This window comes from Enterococcus italicus (assembly GCF_023743875.1).
GTDB classification, from domain to species: Bacteria; Bacillota; Bacilli; order Lactobacillales; family Enterococcaceae; genus Enterococcus_G; species Enterococcus_G italicus.
This window is the reverse complement of sequence record NZ_JAMRVB010000001.1, coordinates 1,777,907-1,801,162: the sequence shown is the minus strand read 5'-3', so window position 1 is coordinate 1,801,162 and position 23,256 is coordinate 1,777,907. Positions and strand designations below refer to the sequence as shown.

The following is a 23,256-nucleotide window of genomic DNA, read 5'->3' as shown; positions in this document are numbered from 1 at the left end:
AATCGGAATAAAACGGAAAGACGGCATTAGCTACTATGACAAAAGCCCAGAAAATCCAAAAAGTTGTTCCCGAAACTTTTGGATTTTCTGGGTTTTATTATCGCTGAACAATTCGGTTTTAACCTTTTTCAGTCACAAAAAAACCACTAGGTTGGTTAGGCCTAGCGGAAAAAGGAGTAGCAACTCTTGGTTAGGGAGTTACTGAAAAATAAAAAGGTTATTGTTGGTTATGTATCTATACTACCTGTTTTTTAGCTAACTATCTTGAAAATCATCTAATAGTTAGATTAGATTTTTCTTGGTTTCTGCTGATTATTTTACCATCACCTGCGTCATCTTTTGGATAGCTGCAGCGATCTGGTCAGTCGCTTGGTCTTGTTTTTCTTCTGCTGCTCGAAAAGCCGCTTCATCGATACCATCTTGTAAACTAAGCACCATTTCTTCACAGCCAACCACATATGCTTTATACGCTTGCTCGAATTTCTTGTGGTTTCCTAACAAGCGAGCAGGTGCTTTTAAGCGACCAATTTTTTCAAACATCATGCGATATTTATCTGTTCCCTCTTGAAACAACGCAATAATTTCCAAGCGGCGAGCGTCATCAAAATTCGCAGCATCTTTGTTCTCGATTGCTCCTTTGATTTCTTCAAACGCATCATTTAGGTCTGTCCCTATCTGTTCGGTATCAGTTACTACCGTATTAATCGTCGTTAAGTAATATGCTAAGTCTGGTCGTTTCATTCGTATGCTCCTCTACTATTTTCTTTATTTTACCTTCTTTTTCCCCATTCGCCAAGATAATTAGAAATGAAGCTATAAAAAGGGGAGTGCAACAAAAGCTGTCACACTCCCTTACATATGAATCGACGGTGTTCCAAATGCAAATCCTCGGCCATTAGTCAAACCCTCTCAAAGTTTGTCATACAACTTTCTAGAGCGCTGATCTTATTGCTCAGATTGATACACTTTTGTCATGACCTCTTAAGCTGTTTACTCTTTGCCCATCGCTCTTTGGATAGCTTTAATGATTTCAACTATCGGGATAATTGCAAAAGAAGATCCTAACACAATTCCCCATTGATACGTATCTAAGTGAGTCACACGGAAGATATCGTTCAAGCCTGGTACTACGATGATAATCATCATCATTACAAATGAAAGTAAAATCGCATAGTTAAAGGCTTTATTTTTGAAGAAACCAACTTTAAATAGTGATTGATGGACAGATTTGACGTTAAATGCATGGAACAATTGCATCAAACCTAATGTAGCAAATGCCATTGTTAATGCATCGCCATGTTGCAAATCATACAACTGAGCAGCTGTTAAACCAATCATATTTTCTGCTGTATGGGCTGGCCATTGAATCGCTGACCAATATACAAATAAGACTGTCGCTGCTTCCAAGATACCTTGGTAAATAATACTACTCAATACACCACCTGAGAAGAAGTTCGATTGTTTCCCACGAGGTTTGTGCGCCATCAAGTTCTTTTCAGCTGGTTCCATGCCTAAAGCAATTGCTGGGAATGTGTCAGTTACCAAGTTAATCCATAATAAATGAATTGGTAGCAATGTATCCCATGCAAGAATCGTTGCAATAAATAAGGTTAATACTTCCCCTAAGTTAGCAGCCATTAAGTATTGAATCGCTTTTTGAATGTTTGAGAAGACCTTACGTCCTTCTTCGACGGCTACGACAATTGTTGCAAAGTTATCGTCAGCCAATACCATGTCAGAAGCACCTTTTGATACCTCTGTACCAGTGATACCCATACCGACACCGATGTCGGCTTGTTTCAAGGCTGGTGCATCATTCACGCCGTCACCAGTCATCGCAACTACTTTACCAGCATTTTGCCAAGCTTTAACAATTCGTACTTTGTGTTCTGGTGATACACGAGCGTAAACTGAATATTGCGTTACGACTTTAGCAAATTCTTCATCTGATAAATTATTTAACTCCGCACCTGTTAAGACTGCATCGTCATCACCTGGTTTGATGATTCCTAAGCGTCCAGCAATTGCTTCAGCGGTGTCGCGGTGGTCACCAGTAATCATAATCGGACGAATACCTGCATCTTTAGCAACGCGAACGGCTTCTGCTGCTTCGGCCCGTTCTGGGTCAATCATGCCAATCAGACCAGTGAAGACTAGTTGATTTTCGATCACTTCTGATGAACGATCTTCTGGTAAAGAAGGAATAATCTTGTAAGCCACACCTAGTACGCGTAGTGCTTGTTTGGCCATACTTGTATTATTTTCTAGGATTGCTGCTTTTTGGGTTTCATCAAGTGGTACTTCTTTGCCACCTTGATAAATGCTAGTTGAACGGTTAATAAGTACATCTGGTGCACCTTTGACTGCCACTAGGAATGTTCCATCGGCTAATTGGTGGATGGTACTCATTAATTTACGATCAGAGTCAAATGGTAGCTCCGCTACACGAGGCTCTACTTTTCCTTCTTGGCGAATATCAAACCCTTTATCCAAACCAAATTGAACAAGTGCCGTTTCAGTCGGGTCCCCAATTAAGTTCCCTTCTTTACTGAATTTTGTATCATTGGCGTAGTTCATTAATTTGATTGCTAGATTGTCTTTGGCAATCTCATCAGAGGCTGCTAATTGCTTTTGATCAAAATACAATTTTTCAACTGTCATTTGGTTTAAAGTCAATGTACCTGTTTTATCGGAACAAATAATATCTGTTGCCCCTAGTGTTTCAACAGCTGGTAATTTACGAATCATCGCATTCCGTTTTGCCATGACTTGTGTACCTAGTGCTAAAATAATCGTCACGATAGCTGGTAGACCTTCTGGAATAGCGGCTACGGCTAATGAAATCGAGGTCAATAGCATATCTACCCATGATTGATCATTAATCATTGTACCAACAAAGAACATGATGACCGCAATAATGATGATTGCAATAGTCAAGAACTTCCCTAATTGGTTTAAGTTACGCTTCAATGGGGTTTCAGTTTCGTCTGCATTGGCTAACATACCGGCAATTTTACCGACTTCGGTATTCATCCCGGTATTGACCACGACCCCTTTTCCCCGGCCATATGTCACGTTACTATTTGAATAGGCCATATTGACACGGTCACCAATTCCAATATCAGTTCCGTCTAGAACAGTCAGTTCTTTCTCAACCGGCACAGACTCACCTGTTAAGGCAGCCTCTTCGATTTTTAAGGAACTAACTTCTAGCAAACGCATATCTGCCGGCACAACATCGCCAGCTTCTAACAAAACAATATCCCCGGGAACTAATTCATGGCTACTCACACTTTTCGAGTGACCCGAACGAAGAACATTAGCGTTTGGCGTAGACATTTCACGCAAGGCTTCAATGGCTTGCTCTGCTTTAGACTCTTGCACCACACCCATGATGGCATTAATAATAACTACGGCCAAAATAATAAGTGCATCGACTACTTCATGTGAGACGACAGCAGATATCACAGCTGCGACTAACAAAACAATAATCATTAAATCTTTAAATTGTTCCAAAAACTTTTGTAACATAGTGGTCTTTTTGCCAGCTTCCAATTCATTCGAGCCATATTGCTCCAATCGCTTGGCTGCTTCTTGATCAGATAGCCCGTCTGCTTGAGAGTCTAAGGCAGCAAGTACTTCCTCTGCGCTCTTTGCATAAAATGGATCTGTTTGTTGCTGTTTCTTTCCGCTTAATTCTGACATGGTTTTCCCCCTTAGTATCTTTACACAAGCCTATTAAAGTTAAAAAAATAGACCTGTGTATGCGTGTAGTACAACATACATAAGTCTCACCAATTAAGGCAACACCAGAAATTTCTTTCTTGTTGGTGATGTTGCCACAGCCTTTGCTGCCGATTACTCCCCTATGAACAAAACTATTACAAGAAAAGTATACAAGAAAAACAATAAGAAAACAATTCCTTTCTCTTGAAATGACAAAAAGCTGATAGGTATTTGATTAGCCAAACACCTATCAGCTTTTTGAGCGCTACTGTTAATTTTTCATCTTCTTAAAAATTATGCAATGATTGAGCCATTTGGCATGCCTTTTGGTGCTTCTACAACTTGTAGCTTGCCATCTTTATCTTCCGCCGAAAGAATCATTCCTTGGCTAATCAGCCCACGCATTTTACGCGGTTTCAAGTTAGCAACAATCACTACTTTTTTCCCAATCAAGCTACTTGGTGCTGGGTAATAGGCCGCAATCCCTGACAAAATTTGACGGTCACTTGAATCGCCTGCGTCCAAACGGAATTGCAATAGCTTGTCTGCGCCTTCGACTTTTTGGCAGTCAATTACTTCTGCAACTTTTAATTCCACTTTATCGAAATCATCGTACTTGATTTGTTTTTCTTTTGTTGAATGTAAGATTGTTTCTTCTGGTTGCCATTTGATTGTTTCTTCGACTGGTTGCGTGCCTTCTGCCATTTTCATTTGGATGTAAGCTACTTCTTCTTCCATATCTAGACGTGGGAAAATCGGTGTGCCTTTTTCAACGACTTTCGTCTCAGCAGGAAATTCTCCAAAGCGTACATCAGTTAAACTAGTCGCCATTTGTTTTAGACCAAGTTGTTCGAAGATTTTGGCTGGTGTTTCTGTCATCACTGGTTGCAATAGCAAGGCAACAATTCGCAATGACTCTGCCAAGTGAATCATAACACTGTCTAGTTCTGCTTTTTTCTCTTCTTCTTTGGCTAAAATCCATGGTTGTGTTTCATCGATGTATTTATTTGCTCTTGATACAAGCGTCCAAACTTCTGCTAACGCTGTCGAAAATTCCATATTGTCCATCGCTTCTCGGTAACGGCCAATGACATTGGCCGCTGTCGTAGACAACTCACTATCAAATGGTGTGACTTTTGAACGATACGTAGGCACGATGCCATCGCAATATTTGTTAATCATCGCTACAGTCCGGTTAAGTAGGTTACCTAAATCATTGGCTAAGTCGTAATTTACTCTTGCCACAAAGTCTTCCGGTGTAAATACACCGTCACTACCAAATGGTACAGCACGTAATAAATAATAGCGCAATGCATCTAGACCATAGCGCTCTACTAGCATCTCTGGATAGACTACGTTGCCTTTAGACTTAGACATTTTCCCTTCTTTCATCAGTAACCAACCATGGCCATACACTTCTTTTGGCAAAGGCAAGCCTAATGCCATTAACATAATTGGCCAATAAATCGTGTGAAACCGAACGATTTCTTTCCCAACCATATGCACATCTGCTGGCCAATATTTTTGAAAGAGTTGATCATCATCAGAACCATAGCCCAAAGCAGAAATATAGTTAGAAAGTGCATCAATCCATACATAGACTACATGTTTTGGATTCGCATCAACCGGAATCCCCCAAGAATGTGTCGTCCGTGACACAGCTAGATCTTCCAAGCCTGGCTTAATGAAGTTATTGATCATTTCATTTTTGCGCGATTCAGGTTGGATAAATTCTGGATGTTCGTCATAGTAAGCTAAGAGACGATCTGCGTATTTACTCATTCGGAAGAAGTAAGACTCTTCTTTCACTAGTTCCACTTCATGACCACTCGGAGCTTTCCCACCAATGACATTGCCTTCTTCATCTTTATAGACTTCCGCTAATTGTGTTTCGGTAAAATACTCTTCATCAGAGATTGAATACCAGCCTTCGTACTGTCCAAGATAAATATCACCTTGGTCTAGTAATTGTTGGAAAATCTTCTTCACAGCTTTTTGATGGTAGTCATCCGTCGTACGGATAAACTTATCGTAACTAATGTCTAGTGTCTTCCAAAGTTTTTGCACATCTGCTGCCATTTTATCAACATATTCTTGTGGCGTTACACCAAGTTCGTCTGCTTTTTTTTCAATTTTTTGTCCATGTTCATCAACACCAGTTAAATAAAACACATCAAATCCCATCAAGCGTTTATAGCGAGCGACCGCATCGCAGGCAATGGTCGTATACGAATTGCCGATATGTAGTTTTCCGCTTGGGTAGTAGATAGGTGTCGTTATATAGAATGTCTCTTTCTCAGCCATGAGTGAGCTTCCTCCTCTGTCATTTTCAAAATTATTCTCTGATAGTATACCACAATTGTGGCTTTTCATACTTATCATCAAGCAAAAAGGCACCGACAAAAAAGATTTTTTGAGTGTTTTCCTGTTTGTTGCTATAATAGTTACCGTGGAAAGTCGCGTGTGTACGCAAGCGTACCTTCTCATCCTTACCATGCAAGGAGTGTCTTCTATGCAACGCAGACAGAAAATATATATTTGGACATTGATTAGTTTGACCGCCATTCATCTACTCTTTGCCAATTTCTATCAACGCATTTATGCCTACATGAATACCGCCAATCACTTAAATACTTTTTTAGTCTCCTCCATCTTGATTCGAGGACTCTTGCTGATTGCGATTGTACTAGCGGGCTTCACATGCATCCGTTACTTTAAAAACTATCTTCCTATTTACCTAGGATTATTTCTTATTAACTTTTTACTCTTTTTCTTTCTTTAAACAACATACTCATTATGACAAGAAGGTAGGGATCGTTATGGCCACGTTTTCCAATCAAGAAGACGAAAAAGAATATTATGAACACCGAGCCAGTGAAGCAGAATTTCTTGACTGGTATCGTAGACAAGAAAAACCCAACTATGAAAAACCCTCGTTGACCGTCGACATGGTCTTGATGTGCTATAGCAAAGTACAAGACAAGCTGAAAATTCTATTAATCAAACGCAAAGGCCACCCTTTCAAAAATTCATGGGCTCTACCGGGTGGGTTTGTCCAGCCAGATGAGTCGACAGGGGAAAGTGTGCTACGCGAGACCGAAGAAGAAACGGGTGTCAAAATCTCAAAACAAAATATTGAACAACTTCATACATTTAGTACGCCGCATCGCGATCCTCGTGGTTGGGTCGTGACCGTGAGTTACTTGGCCTTTATTGGTGAAGAGCCTCTCATTGCTGGCGATGATGCAGAAGATGTACGCTGGTTTTCTTTGGAGAGAAAGGCCAATCATATTCATTTGGAATGTGATCAGACGGCCATTGTGTTAGACTTATCGACTGGTCAATCATTAGGAAAAGATCAACTGGCATTCGACCATAGTGCCATCATTTTAAAAGCTTTCAATCGTATTGCCAATAAAATGGAACATGAACCGCAAGTTCTACAAGTATTAGGCGATTCGTTTACTATCAAGGAAGCGCGCCAAGTATTCGCCAAATTTTTGGGTATTGATTTTCGCTTAATCGATCATTCCAATTTTAAAAAATCATTGCTCCACTTTTTTGATGAGATTGGCGAACGTCCCACTGGAATCGGACGACCATCCAAAGTCTATCGCCTGAAAGAAGACTTCTTCCATGAATAACAAGCAAAGAGAGAGGACCAAGATCCTCTCTCTTTTTTTGGTTTTTCATAATTAGTGAGCGATTGTTCCTAGAAACAAAAAGTTGCCTTTTTTCTATACCCTAGGCGATCCCTGGAGCCCCTTCCAGTTCTTTGACATTAAAGGCCGAGTCGTTGCTTTCCTAGTTCTTCAATCATCTGTCCCGAATTTTCTGTATTCGCTGGCTTTTCTATCGCCAGATATTTTTTGCCATACCATTGTGTTTTATACGTTAGTTTTTGCATGAACAGATACCAATCACTAGAGGTAAATAGACTCGTCTCCTCACTATCGGCGGTACTTGGTTGCTTTTCGACAAAAATATAATCGAACTCTTTGACTAATGAAAATGTCAGCTGGTCAATAAAGTCCTTTTTTCTACAGGCTTTTTCCTGAATTAACTTGTGCACTTTTTGCTTTTGCTTTTGATAATTTTTGGCGTCTTTTAGCTTCACTTTATGCTTCTTCGCAATTTTAGCGCGTAAAAAGAGTTTTCTTTTTGCTTTTATCAACCTGTCTTCCTGCATTTGTTCTTCGATCGTTTCTAAGTGATCGAGCGGCTTAGATACATGGAGCAAATGTTTCGGACAATAAGAAATACCGATAGCTTTTTTGGTTTTCGGTAAAGAAGTGACTTCTTCTAAACACAGCAAAGACACATAAAATTCTTCATTGTTTTTTGCTGAAATCGTGGCTGAACGAATCAACCCCTTAATCTCACGATGCTGATGCACTTGAATCAAACTTTTCAACTTAGGAAGTTTTAGTTTTTCATCAACAAAATAAATCGTATGTTTTTGATTATTTGTTGTATAGGATTGCCACGTGCTTTTCTTGTTTTTTAATTTAGGATAGCTCGCTCTTCCTTGAAAAAAATTTGCGTACGCTCGCTCTAAGTTGCGCTGTGCATTAGCCAAAGCCAGACTATCTGTCTTCTTTAAAAAAGGATAGTCTTTTTTTAATGCTGCGGGGGTTAATTTCATACTTTCTTCCGAATTCGCTGTGTTTTTTCTCGCCATTAATAGTTGATTATATGTAAATCTAACACAGCCAAAGGTTTGCCTAAAAAATGTCAATTGTTCTTCGTCTGGATAAATCCGAAAACGATAACCTTTTAACACTTTCATGAATCAACCCCCTTACCCTATTGCGATGCTTCTTTCTTCTTTCTTTTTTCTCAATTTTTCTTGATACATTGGCACTTCATCTGGTGTTGCGTAAATAAAGTGTCCCGGTGCGATTTCTTGCATACTTCTCGCCACATCTGTCTGAGCAACTTCCACATACTTAATGCGTTTGCGCGTACGTTCACTCTCCGGATCTGGTAATGGAATAGCCGATAATAAGCTTTCCGTGTAAGGATGCACTCCATAATGATAAATTTCATCACTTGTACCAACTTCAAGCAATTTCCCTAAATGCATCACACCGATACGATCACTAATATGTTTGACCATCGATAAATCATGTGCGATAAAGAAATAGGTCAGATTGTGCTTTTCTTGTAAGTCTTGTAAAAGATTGACCACTTGCGCTTGAATGGACACATCCAAGGCAGAAATCGGTTCATCACAAATAATAAACTTAGGATCCACAGCTAACGCTCGTGCAATGCCGATCCGTTGACGCTGTCCACCGGAAAACTCATGAGGATAACGCGTCCCATGCGACGGATTCAAGCCAACTGTCTTTAACAGCTCATCGACACGTGCATTGCGCTCTTTGTCATTTTTTGCTAAATGATTAATATCAATTCCTTCAGCGATGATGTCGCGGACCTTCATGCGTGGGTTTAAAGAAGCGTATGGATCTTGGAAGATCATTTGAACTTCTCTACGAAAATCTTTTAATTCTTTTTTACCTTTTAATTTCATGACATCTTTGCCATCAAAGGTGATTGTGCCATCAGTCGGTGTATTCAGACGAATAATCGAGCGACCTGTCGTGGATTTTCCACTTCCTGATTCGCCAACCAATCCAAATGTTTCCCCTTCATATATATGAAACGTCATATCATCGACAGCTTTCACTTCATCTTTACGCCCAACGTTAAAATATTGCTTTAAGTTCTTCACATCTAATAAGACTTTGCTCACGATATCCCCTCCTTACTCGCCAAAAGCATTTTCTTTAAATTTTTTCCAGCGAATTTGAATTTCTTCTGGTGGTATCACTTCTGGTGCTTGAGGTGCCAGCAGCCACGTAGCTGCCTTGTGCGTAGGAGACACATTGAAATATGGTGGTTCCTTTTCCGTATCGATTTTCATCGCGTATTCATTACGTGGATAAAACGCATCGCCAGTTGGTGGTTTTAATAAATCTGGCGGAGAACCTGGAATCGCATATAATCGTTTGCCAGTACTTTCTAATGTCGGCATTGATCCGAGTAAGCCCCATGTATACGGATGTTGCGGATTATAAAAAATTTCTCTAGCCGTACCAATTTCAACGATTTTCCCACCGTACATGACAGCGACACGGTCTGCCACATTAGCTACCACGCCTAAGTCATGAGTGATGAAAATAATCGATGAGTTCATTTTTTGTTGGATATCTTTTAACAATTCAATAATTTGCGCTTGGATGGTTACATCGAGTGCTGTGGTCGGCTCATCAGCGATTAATACTTGTGGGTAACAAATCAATGCAATCGCAATAACAATCCGCTGTCTTTGCCCACCTGAAAATTGGTGAGGATAATTTTTCAAACGTTTTTCAGCATTGGGAATCCCTACTAAATTCAGTAATTCTAACGCTTGCTTTAAGGCTTCTTTTTTGGAAATTTTCGTATGTTTCACTAACGACTCAGCCACTTGTCTACCGATAGGCATCGTTGGATCCAACGATGTCATTGGATCTTGGAAAATCATCGAGATATCTTTGCCTCGAATTTTTTGCATTTCTTTTTCACTTTTCTTTACGATATCCGAACCGTTAAAAAGAATTTCGCCATTTTCGATATTCGCATTACTCGCTAACAAACCCATAATACTTCTCGTCGTTACCGATTTGCCACTTCCAGATTCACCCACAATTGCTAATGTTTCACCTTGATACAAATCAAAACTCACATTTCGAATAGCTTGAACTTTTCCGGCGAAAGTATCGAAAGAAATTTCTAAATTTTTCACTTCAATTATCTTATTCATTCAATCACTCTTTCATCTTCGGATCAAACGCATCGCGTAATCCATCTGCTAGTAAGTTAAATCCAATCATTATGACTGATAGCGTCACTGCTGGTACCCATAGTTGGTAAGGTAAAAATAGGAATGTCTTGTATCCATCACTTAATAATGTCCCTAACGAAGCAACTGGCGGACGAAGACCTAGCCCGATAAAACTTAGGAAAGCTTCGAAGAAAATAGCAGACGGAATACTAAACATCATTTGAATAATAATGACACTCGAAATATTTGGCAAAATGTGCTTGAATGCAATTTTTGATCTCGTTTCACCTAATGTTGTCGCAGCCAACACAAACTCTTGATCTTTGAGCTTCATCGTCTGCGCCCTGACAATTCTGGCCATTGGTATCCAGTTTGTAATCGCCATAGCGGCCACGATTGACGGAATACCTGGTTCGAATACCACTAACATCAAAATCATCACGACCAAATTGGGAATCCCAGAGATGATTTCTAAGAAACGTTGCATAATATTATCGACACGGCCACCTAAAAGACCTGAAATCAAGCCATAAGTCACCCCGAAAATAATATCTAATAATGCAGCTATAAAGGCAATTAATAATGATACTCGCGTACCCATAAATAAACGACTTAATAAGTCACGGCCTAAACTATCTGTTCCTAAAAAGAAATATGTTCCATCAGGTACTTTGGCTTGCGCATACTTATCAACTAAATTCCCACCAACTTCAGCGTAACCATTTAAGCCAGCAATATTGATCCCTGGAATTTTAGGTGGTAAGTTGGTGTATTTCACATTTTGTGCAGTCGGATTATGCGGCGAAACAAAAATCGTCACGATTGAAATCGCAATAATAATTGCCAACAATATAATCGAAAGTACAGCAGCTTTATTTTTCTTTAGACGTCGCCATGAATCCTGCATAAACGTCAATGACGGCATAGCGATTTCTTCACGTTTTTCCGTCGTACTTTTTTCTAATGGTTCAAAAGAAGAGATTGGAATCGCTGCTACTTCTTTTTCATTCGATTGTGCTGAATTAGTCATTAACCACGACTCCCTTCTGATACACGAATTCTAGGATCGACAATCCCATATAAAATATCGACAATTAAAATAACGACAACCAACATAGCCGAATACAACATCGTTACTGCCATAATTGTTGGGTAGTCATTGGTCATAATTGATTTTACAAATTGTTCCCCAATCCCAGGAATAGCGAAAATATTTTCAACAACCAATGAACCTGTCATCAGACCAACAGCAAGAGGTCCTAATAATGTTAATAATGGAATAAGACTATTGCGAAGACCATGATGGAAGACAATCCCCCATCGGCTTAAGCCCTTCGCACGAGCAAGCTCTACATAATCACTATGCAGCACTTCGACCATTTCCGTCCGAATAAAGCGGGCAGCATCAGCTAATGGCGACATAGCTAGGGCAATTGTAGGTAAAATCGTATAAGCGAATGTTTCCCATTTAGCGATTGGTAAAATGTGTAGCTTCATGGCAAAGACATATTGAAGCAATACGGCGAAGACGAAGTTCGGGATTGAGCGGCCAAGAATGGCTACTAATGTCGCAGTGGTATCAATCCACGTATTTTGCTTCATCGCTGAAATTGCACCTAAAATAATTCCGCCTAAAGTACCGACAATAATCGCTTGAATCCCTAACTGTAAGGATGGTCCAATCCGAGCACTAAGTAAGTTCGCTACAGGTTGATTTTTAAACTGGAATGAAATACCTAAATCAAAATGCAGCAAGTTGTTTAGATACAAACCATATTGCACCAGCATCGGCTTATCTAAGCCCATTTGTTTGTTTAATAAAGCAATTTGTTCTGCACTTAATTTTTCAGCATTAGTATAAGGTGTTCCTGGTAATAATTTCATTAAGAAAAAAGTAATGGTCGCAATGATCCACAAGGTCACCAGCATAAAAAAGATTCTTTTTAAGATATATTTAACAAAACTATTCACTTAATTTCCTCCTAAGTGTTTTGACTTATAAACAATAATTTTGTAAAGTTATTTTATTATTTATGTATGATTGAAAGGAGTTCCGTATGCACCTTCGTAAAAGTACACTCTTCATTAGTATTGGCAGTTTGGTAATTAGTTTTTTGTGGTCTATTTTCTTTTCCACGTTAACTTTGGTTCGCGTGTCCGATATACTATTTCTCTTTACTCTCTTCTTTTTGGTAATTGGTTGTTTTTTATGGGTTTGTTCTTCTGGATTATTTGATTTCTTTCAGTACTCATGGAAAAAGACCTTTCGTAAAACAAAAGAAGATTATCCTATCCTATCAGATATTGGCCGTACAAGCTATCGTTTTTGGCTAGAGCCGGCATTCATTCTTTTCTGCTTAAGCCTCATCTTTTTGGGATTGTCTTACTTATAAAAAACTGCGGTACGCCCAATTGGCATGCGACACGAAACGCCAATTGGACGTCCGCATTTTTTACTTATTCTTCAATATAAGCCCATTTGTAATCGTATTGAGCTCCTGCACTGTGTACAACAACATCTTTTACTTTGGTTGCTCGTAAATGTGCTTCAGCTTTTTGGAAGACCGGCGTTACACCTTGATCCGCCATAATTATTTTTTCTGCATCAAGTAAGTCAGCCCAACGTTTTTCAGGATTTGCTACATTGGTTGTTCCTGCCGCTTTATTTACCTTATCATATTCGGCATTGCTCCATTGTCCGCGGTTGTAAGAATTGCCAGTGACAAAGAGATCTGTAAAACTACTTGCATCAGCATAGTCAGCTCCCCAACCACCCATGACAACTTCAAAATCACCTGATGTTGAACGATCTAGACGAACTGAGAATGGTACAGGCGTCACGGTTACCTTAGTCCCCTCTAAGTTTTCTTGAATGGCATTTTGAATGTACTCAACTACTTTTTTCGTTGAATCATCATCTGAAGCGATGATATCAAATGTCAATGAGCTGATTCCTAGTTCACTTTTAGCCTCTGCCCAAAGTTTTTTCGCCTTGTCAGCATCATAACTTACCTGTTTTCCAGATGCTTTGGTAAATTCAGTGCCATCAGGTCCAAATGTCAAGTTCTTTGGAATCAAACCTGTTGAAGCAATTGAACCATCACCTAAGACATTTTTCACTAGTGCATCTCGGTCAATTGAGTAGGAAATAGCTTGACGTAATTTGGTATTTCTAAATGGAGAATCTGCTTTTCGTTGGTTGTATTCTAAATAAGAAGTACGACCATCTTCTTGTGAGACAAAAGCCTTATCATTAGCCATTTGTTGTGCTAGTTCACCTGAAAGAATCACATCATCCGCTTGACCATCTTTGAATAGATTGAGAGAAGTTGATGATTCCTTTACAACACTGACATTGATTGTTTCCAGTTTTACATTCTTTTTATCCCAATATTCTTTGTTTTTCTTATAACTCCATTCAGTATCCGTACCTGGTCCATCAAACCCTTCAAGTGTAAATGGCCCATTGTAGATAGCATTCGCACTTGTCTTGGCATAATTATCGCCCTCTTTTTCCACTTCTTTTTGATTTTGTGGGAAGAATGAAGGGAAAGCCAATAGGTATTGGAAATACGGTGTTGGTTTTGTTAATTTAATTTCTAACTCATAGTCACCTTTTGCTTTGATTCCCAATTGATCAACTGGTTTTTCTCCGTTAGTGATTTCCGTTGCATTTTCAACAGATTCATATAAATAAGCGTATTCTGAAGCTGTTTTTGGATTGACTGTGCGTTGCCAACCATAAACATAATCTGCCGCCGTTACAGGATCGCCATTTGACCATTTGGCGTCTTCTCTTAGTTTTAGTGTGTAGGTTAGTCCATCGTCACTAACAGTAGCCAATTCTGCAGCACCGGCTGCCTGCGGTTTATTTTCACTGTCTAAACGATACAAGCCTTCGTACACATTGTTTAATGCACTGAAACTAATCGTATCTGTCGCCACTGATAAATCTGCTGTTGGCATTTCTTGTTGCACAACAACATTAAATTCTTGTTTTGTGGTTGAACTTGAAGATCCACTTTCTTTGGTAGACCCTCCCGTTGTACAACCCGCTAAAACAATTCCACATAAAGCCAACCAACCAATAATCTGTTTCTTTTTCATACTGTTCCTCCTTATTTTTGGCATAATATCATAATCAGATTCAACCTCATTCAGTAACCAACTGAATGAGATTGGTGTCAAACTACCTTAATTATTTAGCGATGTACGTCCATTTATAGTCGTATTGTGCACCCGCACCATGGGCAACCACGCCCTTCACTTTCGTATTACGTAAGTGTGCTTCGGCTTTTTGATACAATGGAACAATGCCTTGTGTCTCCATTAAAACTTTTTCAGCTTTAACCAAATCATCCCAACGTTTTTCTGGGTCATTAACATCGGTTGTACTAGCTGCTTTGATTGTTGTATCATACTCTGAGTTGCTCCATTGCCCACGGTTATAAGAATTGCCTGTCACAAATAAATCTAAGAAGCTACTTGCATCGGCATAGTCGGCACCCCAACCACCCATTACAACATCAAAGTCACCAGAGTTTGAACGATCCAAGCGGACAGAAAACGGTACGGGACTCAATGTTACTGTCACGCCATCTAAGGCTTCTTGAATAGCACTTTGTAAGTACTCAGTAATTTTTTTCGATGAATCAGTATCTGAAGACAATATGTCAAAGCTTAAAGAAGTAATTTCCAATTCTTTCTTCGCTTTTTCCCAATATTCTTTTGCTTGTTTTTTACTGTATGAAAGTTCTGTTCCGGCTGCTTTTGTAAAGTCTTCCTTATCAGAAGGACTAAATGTCAAGTTAGAAGGTACTAGACCAGTCGAAGCAATTGAACCATCACCTAGAATTGAATTTACTAATGCGTCACGATCAATTGCATAAGAGATTGCTTTTCTTAAGTTCTCATTCTTGAATGGTGAGTCCGCATCTCGTTGGTTCATTTCTAGGTAAGAAGTAGTCGCTTCTGGTTGTGACACAAATGATTTGTCATTAGCCATTTGTTGTGCTAATTCTCCTGAAAGAATGACATCATCTGCTTCGCCATCTTGGAATAGATTCAATGAAGTAGAAGATTCTTTCACGACACTAACATCGATTTTAGACAATTTCACATTGTCTTTATCCCAATACGTATCGTTCTTAGTGTAGCTCCATTCAGTATCTGTACCTGGTCCGTCAAAATCAGTCAATGTAAATGGACCATTGTAGACAGCATTGTCACTTGTTTGTGCATAATTTGAACCATTTTCTTCTATCACTTTTTGATTTTGTGGGAAGAATGAAGGGAATGCTAATAAGTAGTCAAAATATGGTGTTGCTTTTGTTAATGTGATTTCTAATTCATAATCACTAACTGCTTTAATCCCTAATTGATCTACTGCTGTTTTTCCAGCTGTAATGTCATCTGCATTTTTCACTGTTGAAAATAGATAGGCATACTCTGAAGCTGTCTTAGGATCCACTGTACGTTGCCAACCATAAACATAATTAGCCGCCGTTACTGCATCTCCATTAGACCATTTTGCGTCTTCTCTTAATTTAATAGTATACGTTAAGCCATCATCGCTAACCGTAGCCTTCTCAGCAGCTCCTGCTGGCTCAGGGTTGTTGTCTTTATCTAAACGATAGAGTCCTTCATACACATTATTTAAGGCACTAAAACTAATCGTATCTGTCGCCAAAGATAAATCGGCACTTGGCATTTCTTGTTGCACAACGACTTTAAATGTCTGATCTTTTGCTTCTCCTCCTGAACTACTTGATGTTGCTGTTGATGAAGAACCACCTGTTGTAGAACAACCTGCTAGAGCAAGCCCAAAAGATTGTTACCAAACCATATGCCCATTTCATTTTCATGCACAAATCTCTCCCTTATTCATTTTTCAGAAATTGAGTATTGTCTGAATTAAATTAAATTTTAATTAGTAATTATTAAAAAAGCAAGAAAAATTTAATAATTTCTTCATTTTTTCTTCATATACTTAAAAAATGTGCAAAAATGCCGTAATTTTTTTATTTTTTTTGTATTCACGGTTAAAAAACTCTGATTATTTGTTTTGTATATTATTCAACAATCTGTATGTATGCTATAGATACACAAAAAGAGCAAAAATCCAGAAGTTGCTTCTCAAACTCTTGGATTTTTTGCTCTTTTTGCTCGGATCTGAACGCTTTTGTTCTAACCTCTATCAACGGTATACCAAATGCAGATCCTCGGCATTGCAACATAAATTCTCAAAAATTTGTGGTACAATTTTTGGAATTTCAGATCTCATTGCTCGGGTCTGAACGCTTTTGTTCTAACCTCTTATTTTGCTACTTGTTTCATTTGCTTGCTTCGTAATTGACCACATGCTGCATCGATATCGGTTCCATACTCTTTCCGAATGACACAATTGATACCATTTTTCTTTAAGACATCATAAAATTTCATGACATCATTTCTTGAGCTACGTGCGTATTGATCATGTTCACTTACTGGGTTATAAGGAATTAGATTAACGTAAGTGAGCTTTTTCTTATCTTTTAACAAGTCAGCCAGTTGCTGAGCGTGCTCCACTCGGTCATTTACATGACTTAACATAATGTACTCGAAAGTAATTCGTCGATTGGTCTTCTCTAAGTAATAATCGACCGCATCCATCAGCTTTTCGATTGGGAATGTCCGATTGATCCGCATAATGGACGTACGTACATCATTATTTGGTGCGTGCAACGAAATAGCTAGATTGACCTGTAAGCCATTTTCAGCGAACTCTCTGATTTTAGGAACGAGGCCACTGGTCGATACCGTGATATGGCGTGCACCAATCGCAAGACCTTTCGCATCATTCACGATTGTTAAAAAGTTCATGACATTTTGATAATTGTCAAATGGTTCACCAATGCCCATCACGACAATGTGGGACACCCGATTTCCTTCATTCTTATCATCTAAATAATGTTGGACTAACATTATTTGCGCCACGATTTCTCCTGCTGTTAAATCACGTTGCTTTTTCAAAATACCACTGGCACAAAATGTGCAGCCAATGTTACAGCCTACTTGAGTTGTCACGCAGACGGATAGACCATATTCTTGGGTCATCATCACCGTTTCAATCATATGATTATCTGGCAACTGAAATAAATACTTCACAGTCCCATCTTGTGCTTCTTGTACAACGACTTGATGCAAAGGATTAATAATAAAAGTTTCGTCTAGCTTTTCAATAAACCCTTTTGACAAGTTGGTCATCTGTGTAAAGGACTGCACACGTTTTTGATAGAGCCATTCCCATAGTTGCGTCGCCCGAAACTTTTTTTCTCCTTGTTCTAAGACCCAGTCAGTCAATTCATTCAATGGTAATTCATAAATAGAAGCTTTCACTTTTTTTCCTCTTTTCACTTTTGTCGTTGCTTACTATACGTGAAAAGTTTTTTAAGTGCAAGTTTTCACGAGAATTTTTTCTCTTATTTATCCGCCATGCCAATCGCGTTTGCAATCGAACGGAAATACAATCGACTAGCGAGTATATAGTAAAAGACATGTACGCAGACAAAAACAGCTAGAACCTCAATGGCCGCTGCTTGCATCGTCAATGAGAACAAATGATACATTGCAAGTAAGGCCACAATACTATGTGCAAGTGCCACGACTAATGGAATAAAGAACAAAATTCCTACTTGTCGATACACCATTTTCTTTAATTCTTTGCGTGAAAGACCTAAGCGATAGATCATGCGGTATTTTTGTGTATCATTGGCTAGATCACTATACAGGCGGAAATATAAAAAGCTTCCCGTTGAAACAATGAATACTAGACTAACAAAAATTCCTACGAACAAAGTAGGGGCATAGCCTTTGAGAGTTGCATCTTTATTGTATGCAATAGCAGAAATAATCGGTGTGTCCGCTAGCTGTTTTCCGGCAGCTATTTTTTGACTTTCCGTGGCATCTTTGGTCAGCCAAATTGTCGAGCTATTTGCCGTACCAGTCAACTGAACCTCATCGCTTACGACAAACGTCCCTTGATATACAGGAACAATCGCAGTACTTTTTTCCGATGTGACGCTCAGCGTTTGCTGTCCTATAGTCACTTGTTTCACAGAAGCCACAGTCGATTTTGAGCCAGCTGCTTGTAATTGAATTGCCTCATTGGTTTTAGGTGAAAGGGTCTCTTTCCCTAATAATTTCGCCACTTTGTTGTAATCAGAAGCGTGGATGGTCGTTTGTTGTTCATCAGCATAATCCGTATAGGAAATCTTCTCAGCCGTGATGTGTAGGCTAGACAATGTTTGATCGACCTTTTGAATATAGGGCTGCTCAGTAGGCGCTTGAAAGTCATATGGAATATAATTCATGACCCCCAAGAATATCGCTTGCACGCCATACAATGTCCCTACTGCGACAAATGCTACAGTCGATACAATCGTGATTAAGAAAAACGAACGTGCATTGTCCTTCATGCGAAAAGCTAAGTCAGAGAAAACAACCAAATTGCGTTTTTTCCAAAAGAACGATAAATGTTTTTTCAATCCTTCGATAATTTGGACACTTAATTGTGAAAATAGCATAAACGTGCCAATAACTACCACAACTAAGACTGGTAGAAAGGCCATAATGACGGTCATTCCTTGAGACAGTAACGCAATCGTATAGCCGATTGCAAGTAAGAGAAAGGCGATGACACTTTTGACTTTAGAAAAAGTAATGGTTCCTTTGCCTTGTTCATCGGCCTTTAATAATTGTTGAATCGTTTGTTTTGGTAATTGAAATTGAGCCACACCTGAACTTACTAAAAACAGTAGGCTAAACGAAACAATTGTAAGAACAATCGCTTCTACAGGAAAATACGCGGCAAAATTCACACCAATTAGTTGTTTGGCTGCGAACAATATTAGCTGCGAAAAGCCCACACCTAATAAACTACCAAAAATAATTGACCAAAAGCCAATGACCAATGTCTCTAGACTAATCATCCGGCGCAACTGCTTCATACTCATTCCTTGAATCAACAACAGTCCAAATTCTTTTTTACGAGATTGTAAAAAGATACTTAGCGAATAAATGACAAAGAAAAATGAAAAACCAAAGATTAAAACAGCTGAACCGAGCATGCCTACTTTCAGATTTTGGCTCACACCCGATTGCAAAATTGGATGGAAGGCCATCGTACTGAATGTAAAGAAGACCATCACACTGACCAATGTACTTAGAAAATAAGCCAAGTATAGCGGCTTATTACGCATCGTATTGCGATAAACAAATTGTCTAAAATTCATTGTTTACGCCCTCCAATTTGGCAAGTTGCTGCATGATTTCTTGATAAAATGCTTCTTGTGTCGAAGTTTGATGAATATCATTAATTAACTTGCCATCTTTGATGAAAAGAATACGGCGACAATAGCTAGCCGAAAGCGGATCATGGGTTACCATTAGTAACGTCGCTTTTTCTTCTTGGTTTAATTGATGAAACAGACGCATCACATCTTTTGATGCTTTGGTATCCAGATTCCCTGTCGGCTCGTCTGCCAAAATCAATTGTGGATGATGAATCATCGCACGTGCTACCGCTACCCGCTGTGCTTGCCCACCTGAAATTTCAGATGTCCGTTTTTTTAAGAGTTGTTCTATGCCTAACTTCGGTGCGATTTCACGGACTTTTTGTTTCATGACACGGACGGATTCGCCCGACAATGTCAACGGTAGGACCATATTTTCTTCAACGGTCAAAGTCGGTAACAGATTAAATGCTTGAAACACAAAGCCTAGTTTTTCCCTTCGGAACTGAGCCACTTGTTCTGAATTTAGAGCATGGGGGTCTTCATCATTCAACAATACCTTTCCGGTCGTTGGATTGTCGATTGTTGCCAAAATATTTAATAACGTAGATTTTCCGCTACCAGAAGGGCCCATGATACCTACGAATTCACCGTCTTCAATCGTAAAATTAATCTCTTTTAATGCTTCATATTTCATTGCTTCGCCATACGTTTTACTGATATTTTTGACTGTTAACATAATAGACTCCTTTGTTTTTTCTTGTCCTCAGTATATAAAAAAGTTGGCTTACACCCCATTGAATAAGGTGAAAGCCAACGAACAAATTTGTCATTTCTTAGTAAAGTTATTCATCGTTCTCTTGAGGTGAGTAGCAATCGCCGTCTTGTTCCGTCTGCTCTAGTGATTCTAGATAGACTTTACGCGGTTTGCTTCCCTCTGATGGGCCAATGATACCATTGGCTTCTAATTCATCAATTAAGCGCGCAGCCCGGTTATATCCTATGCGAAATCTTCTTTGCAACAGTGAGACACTGGCTGTCTGCATCTCAACAACCAATTCCTTGGCCTGATCATACAGCTCATCTTGGGACTCTTCTGCTTGAGTCGTGGTGGCTTCCTCATCAGAAACCATCATTTTCTCTTCGTAGTTCGCGCCTTGCTGATTTGTGACAAAGGTGACGACTGCCTCTACATCATGGTCTGAAATAAATGCCCCTTGCACACGAATTGGCTTATTCTCTCCCATTGGTAAAAAGAGCATGTCTCCTCGACCCAATAATTTTTCCGCTCCGTTCGTATCAATAATTGTCCGTGAGTCGGTCCCACTAGAGACGGCAAAGGCCATCCGTGAAGGTACGTTTGCTTTGATAATCCCTGTGATAACATCCACACTTGGTCGTTGTGTCGCTAAAATCATGTGAATTCCCGCCGCACGAGCCATTTGCGCTAAACGAATGATGGCATCTTCTACTTCATTACTGGCCACCATCATCAAGTCAGCTAACTCATCGACAATGACAACAATAAATGGCAAAATTGGATGCTTCTCACCAGTTTGTTGATTGCGTTCTTCAATCATTTCATTGTAGCCAGTAATATTTCGGACACCTGTCGCTGCAAACTTCTCATACCGCTCTTCCATCTCTTTGACCACTTTTTGTAATGCTTGAGCTGCTTTTCGTGGATTGGTCACAACTGGCGTTAACAGATGGGGAATGCCATTATAGACATTTAATTCTACCATCTTAGGATCGACCATCATTAATTTTACTTGATGGGGCTTGGCTTGCATCAAAATACTGGTAATCATGCCGTTAATTGCGACTGATTTCCCACTCCCTGTCGAACCCGCGACCAATAAATGAGGCATCTTACTCAAGTCGGCCGTTTGGACTCTACCTGAAATATCGCGTCCTAAAGGAACTTCTAATAGATGATCCGGATGTGGCGTCTGAGCCTCGACGACTTCTCTAAATGACACAGTGCTAATTGCATCGTTTGGTACTTCAATCCCAATTAACGACTTACCTGGGATAGGGGCTTCCATCCGTACGTCTTTGGCTGCTAGTGCAAGTGCAATATCATCGGTTAAGCCGACAATTTTGCTCACTTTCACCCCAATGGCTGGCTGAATTTCAAATTTAGTGACAGAGGGACCTAAGCTGGCTTTGACCACTTTGGCATCGACACCAAAGCTTTCAAATGTTTTCTCTAGCACAGCAATATTTTTTTCGATTTTTTTGTACTCGCCACTTTGATCAGTCGGCTTACCTGGATCTAACAATGTGGATGGTGGCAACTCATAAGCTTCGTCTTCCAGATCTTGCGGGATATCAAATTCCAGTAGTTCTCCTTCATTTTCGTCTGTTTCAATTGTTTTTTTCTTCGGAGGCTGTGCATCTGCGACCCTTGGCTGCTCAAAATCGCGATCTTTGCTCTCTTGAAAACTATTTATCGGTACAAAGCTGAGTTGTTCAGTCTCCATAGGTACTTCGACTTTGGTTTGTTCTGCTAATTTTTCGCCTGGCGTTTTTGGACGTACGGCATTCTTTTGGCTTTCCTCTGCCTGAATTTCAGCTAAAATCGCCGCTTTCTTCATTGCTTGGTTTTCTTCTTTTTGGCGTTTTTTTGCTTGACGTTGCTCTTCCCTTGCCGTGCGTTTATCTGCATTCGCATCATAGCGTTGTTGCGCCAACTCTTTGATACGGCCAAAACGGTCCAGAAGATCTTGCAACGTATACGGACTAATGATTAATGCGCCGCCAATCATTAGCAATACACTAACAAAGTAACTGCCCGCCTGTGCTAGTAAAAAATACGTTCCAGCATACAAAACGGCACCAATCATTCCACCACCGACATTTTGTGCGACCCGCCCCGCCTTTAGATCGATCAACAAACTACTCCAAGTATTCGCGATAATCGCTGGATCATTTGACTCAAGGCGACCAAACAATAGCGCATGAAGGAAAATCAATACTCCTAAATAAAGCAATAAGCCCCCATAAAAGAAATGATTTGGGCGCCACTTCGCTGCTTGATTTTTAATCATCAACCACAAACCGACACCAATCATCCCCACACAAAGAAATAAATAGGTATTTCCCCCGACTAGGCGAAAGATATTTGCGACCAGTGTTCCTAAAAATCCTAATTTAAGAATGCCAAATAGACCAAATAAGCTCAAAAAGGCGCCTATTCCAATCCAAATCATTTTTTCTTGTTGTTGCTGTTGCTTTTTTGTCTTACGTTTTTTTGTTGCCCTCTTGTTTGCTGCCATGCTTCATTCTCCCTCATTTCATTCCTTTCTATTATACATAAAAAATAGCTGCAAAAAAAGTTCAGCCCCCGACAACATTTTTCCATCCATGATTGAAAAATGAAGAGGAGAGGTCTAGAATAAATGAAACAAACCAATAAAAAGG

At 39.5% G+C, this 23,256-nt stretch carries 16 protein-coding genes and 1 pseudogene; 3 read left to right on the top strand and 14 right to left on the bottom strand.

The window, feature by feature from the left end; genetic code table 11:
* Positions 1-312: 312 nt before the first annotated feature.
* The 3 genes from NE257_RS08850 to metG all read right to left on the bottom strand — a co-directional run bounded on the left by NE257_RS08850 (position 313) and on the right by metG (position 6,030).
* Positions 313-741, bottom strand: a complete 429-nt coding sequence (locus tag NE257_RS08850; RefSeq protein WP_251852104.1) for a hypothetical protein — start codon at positions 739-741, stop codon at positions 313-315.
* 249 nt (positions 742-990) lie between these two features.
* Entirely contained in the window at positions 991-3,705 is a 2,715-nt protein-coding gene (locus NE257_RS08845) for a cation-translocating P-type ATPase (RefSeq protein WP_251886241.1), read from the bottom strand.
* A 315-nt stretch (positions 3,706-4,020) separates the two neighbouring features.
* Positions 4,021-6,030, bottom strand: a complete 2,010-nt coding sequence (gene metG / locus NE257_RS08840) for a methionine--tRNA ligase (protein ID WP_251854836.1) — start codon at positions 6,028-6,030, stop codon at positions 4,021-4,023.
* Positions 6,031-6,238: 208 nt separating this feature from the next.
* On the opposite strand from metG, the gene NE257_RS08835 reads away from it, so the two are divergent.
* Positions 6,239-6,508 carry a hypothetical protein gene (locus NE257_RS08835; protein ID WP_040366104.1) on the top strand — a complete coding sequence of 90 codons (270 nt, stop codon included), beginning with the start codon at positions 6,239-6,241 and terminating at the stop codon, positions 6,506-6,508.
* A gap of 37 nt (positions 6,509-6,545) precedes the next feature.
* Complete coding sequence (locus NE257_RS08830; RefSeq protein ID WP_251886240.1) at positions 6,546-7,370, top strand: NUDIX domain-containing protein; 825 nt, start codon at positions 6,546-6,548, stop codon at positions 7,368-7,370.
* Between the two features lie 137 nt (positions 7,371-7,507).
* Here the strand turns inward: NE257_RS08830 and NE257_RS08825 are convergent, their stop codons facing one another.
* The 5 genes from NE257_RS08825 to opp3b are packed head-to-tail and all read right to left on the bottom strand — an operon-like array spanning position 7,508 to position 12,529.
* Positions 7,508-8,515, bottom strand: a complete 1,008-nt coding sequence (locus NE257_RS08825) for a transposase (RefSeq protein WP_251852099.1) — start codon at positions 8,513-8,515, stop codon at positions 7,508-7,510.
* Positions 8,516-8,527: 12 nt separating this feature from the next.
* The gene (locus NE257_RS08820) at positions 8,528-9,484 is read right to left on the bottom strand and encodes an ABC transporter ATP-binding protein (protein WP_251869306.1); all 957 of its coding nucleotides are present in this window, start codon (positions 9,482-9,484) and stop codon (positions 8,528-8,530) included.
* Positions 9,485-9,496: 12 nt separating this feature from the next.
* Entirely contained in the window at positions 9,497-10,537 is a 1,041-nt protein-coding gene (locus NE257_RS08815; RefSeq protein WP_251886239.1) for an ABC transporter ATP-binding protein, read from the bottom strand.
* A 4-nt stretch (positions 10,538-10,541) separates the two neighbouring features.
* A complete protein-coding gene (gene opp3C / locus NE257_RS08810; RefSeq protein ID WP_251869305.1) occupies positions 10,542-11,588 on the bottom strand; it encodes an oligopeptide ABC transporter permease in 1,047 nt (348 codons plus the stop codon).
* Positions 11,588-12,529 (bottom strand): oligopeptide ABC transporter permease, encoded by a 942-nt coding sequence (gene opp3b, locus NE257_RS08805; protein WP_007207482.1) that lies wholly within the window; start codon positions 12,527-12,529, stop codon positions 11,588-11,590. Before opp3b ends, opp3C begins: the two co-directional genes overlap by 1 nt.
* A gap of 86 nt (positions 12,530-12,615) precedes the next feature.
* On the opposite strand from opp3b, the gene NE257_RS08800 reads away from it, so the two are divergent.
* Positions 12,616-12,951, top strand: a complete 336-nt coding sequence (locus tag NE257_RS08800) for a DUF3899 domain-containing protein (protein ID WP_251886238.1) — start codon at positions 12,616-12,618, stop codon at positions 12,949-12,951.
* 64 nt (positions 12,952-13,015) lie between these two features.
* Here NE257_RS08800 and NE257_RS08795 read toward each other — a convergent pair whose 3' ends face one another.
* The 6 genes and pseudogenes from NE257_RS08795 to NE257_RS08770 form a co-directional block, all read right to left on the bottom strand.
* A complete protein-coding gene (locus NE257_RS08795) occupies positions 13,016-14,665 on the bottom strand; it encodes a peptide ABC transporter substrate-binding protein (protein WP_251886237.1) in 1,650 nt (549 codons plus the stop codon).
* A 91-nt stretch (positions 14,666-14,756) separates the two neighbouring features.
* A pseudogene (locus tag NE257_RS08790) lies at positions 14,757-16,422 on the bottom strand (peptide ABC transporter substrate-binding protein).
* 451 nt (positions 16,423-16,873) lie between these two features.
* Positions 16,874-17,953: a dual-specificity RNA methyltransferase RlmN gene (gene rlmN / locus NE257_RS08785; protein WP_251869302.1), complete on the bottom strand. Its 1,080-nt coding sequence runs from the start codon at positions 17,951-17,953 to the stop codon at positions 16,874-16,876.
* A gap of 65 nt (positions 17,954-18,018) precedes the next feature.
* Complete coding sequence (locus tag NE257_RS08780) at positions 18,019-19,830, bottom strand: FtsX-like permease family protein (protein ID WP_251886236.1); 1,812 nt, start codon at positions 19,828-19,830, stop codon at positions 18,019-18,021.
* Positions 19,820-20,569, bottom strand: coding sequence for an ABC transporter ATP-binding protein (locus tag NE257_RS08775; protein ID WP_251886235.1), 750 nt, complete (start codon positions 20,567-20,569; stop codon positions 19,820-19,822). The genes NE257_RS08780 and NE257_RS08775 overlap by 11 nt, the downstream gene beginning before the upstream one ends.
* 106 nt (positions 20,570-20,675) lie before the next feature.
* Positions 20,676-23,111: a DNA translocase FtsK gene (locus tag NE257_RS08770; protein ID WP_251869299.1), complete on the bottom strand. Its 2,436-nt coding sequence runs from the start codon at positions 23,109-23,111 to the stop codon at positions 20,676-20,678.
* Positions 23,112-23,256: the final 145 nt, after the last annotated feature.

Excerpts from the sequence above, each read along its gene's own strand:
- NE257_RS08780 (WP_251886236.1), bottom strand. The coding sequence starts at position 19,830 with ATGAATTTTAGACAATTTGTTTATCGCAATACGATGCGTAATAAGCCG.
- NE257_RS08775 (WP_251886235.1), bottom strand. The coding sequence starts at position 20,569 with ATGTTAACAGTCAAAAATATCAGTAAAACGTATGGCGAAGCAATGAAA.
- NE257_RS08770 (WP_251869299.1), bottom strand. The coding sequence starts at position 23,111 with ATGGCAGCAAACAAGAGGGCAACAAAAAAACGTAAGACAAAAAAGCAA.
- NE257_RS08815 (WP_251886239.1), bottom strand. The coding sequence starts at position 10,537 with ATGAATAAGATAATTGAAGTGAAAAATTTAGAAATTTCTTTCGATACT.
- opp3C (WP_251869305.1), bottom strand. The coding sequence starts at position 11,588 with ATGACTAATTCAGCACAATCGAATGAAAAAGAAGTAGCAGCGATTCCA.
- NE257_RS08830 (WP_251886240.1), top strand. The coding sequence starts at position 6,546 with ATGGCCACGTTTTCCAATCAAGAAGACGAAAAAGAATATTATGAACAC.
- NE257_RS08845 (WP_251886241.1), bottom strand. The coding sequence starts at position 3,705 with ATGTCAGAATTAAGCGGAAAGAAACAGCAACAAACAGATCCATTTTAT.
- NE257_RS08800 (WP_251886238.1), top strand. The coding sequence starts at position 12,616 with ATGCACCTTCGTAAAAGTACACTCTTCATTAGTATTGGCAGTTTGGTA.
- NE257_RS08795 (WP_251886237.1), bottom strand. The coding sequence starts at position 14,665 with ATGAAAAAGAAACAGATTATTGGTTGGTTGGCTTTATGTGGAATTGTT.
- metG (WP_251854836.1), bottom strand. The coding sequence starts at position 6,030 with ATGGCTGAGAAAGAGACATTCTATATAACGACACCTATCTACTACCCA.
- NE257_RS08835 (WP_040366104.1), top strand. The coding sequence starts at position 6,239 with ATGCAACGCAGACAGAAAATATATATTTGGACATTGATTAGTTTGACC.
- NE257_RS08850 (WP_251852104.1), bottom strand. The coding sequence starts at position 741 with ATGAAACGACCAGACTTAGCATATTACTTAACGACGATTAATACGGTA.
- NE257_RS08825 (WP_251852099.1), bottom strand. The coding sequence starts at position 8,515 with ATGAAAGTGTTAAAAGGTTATCGTTTTCGGATTTATCCAGACGAAGAA.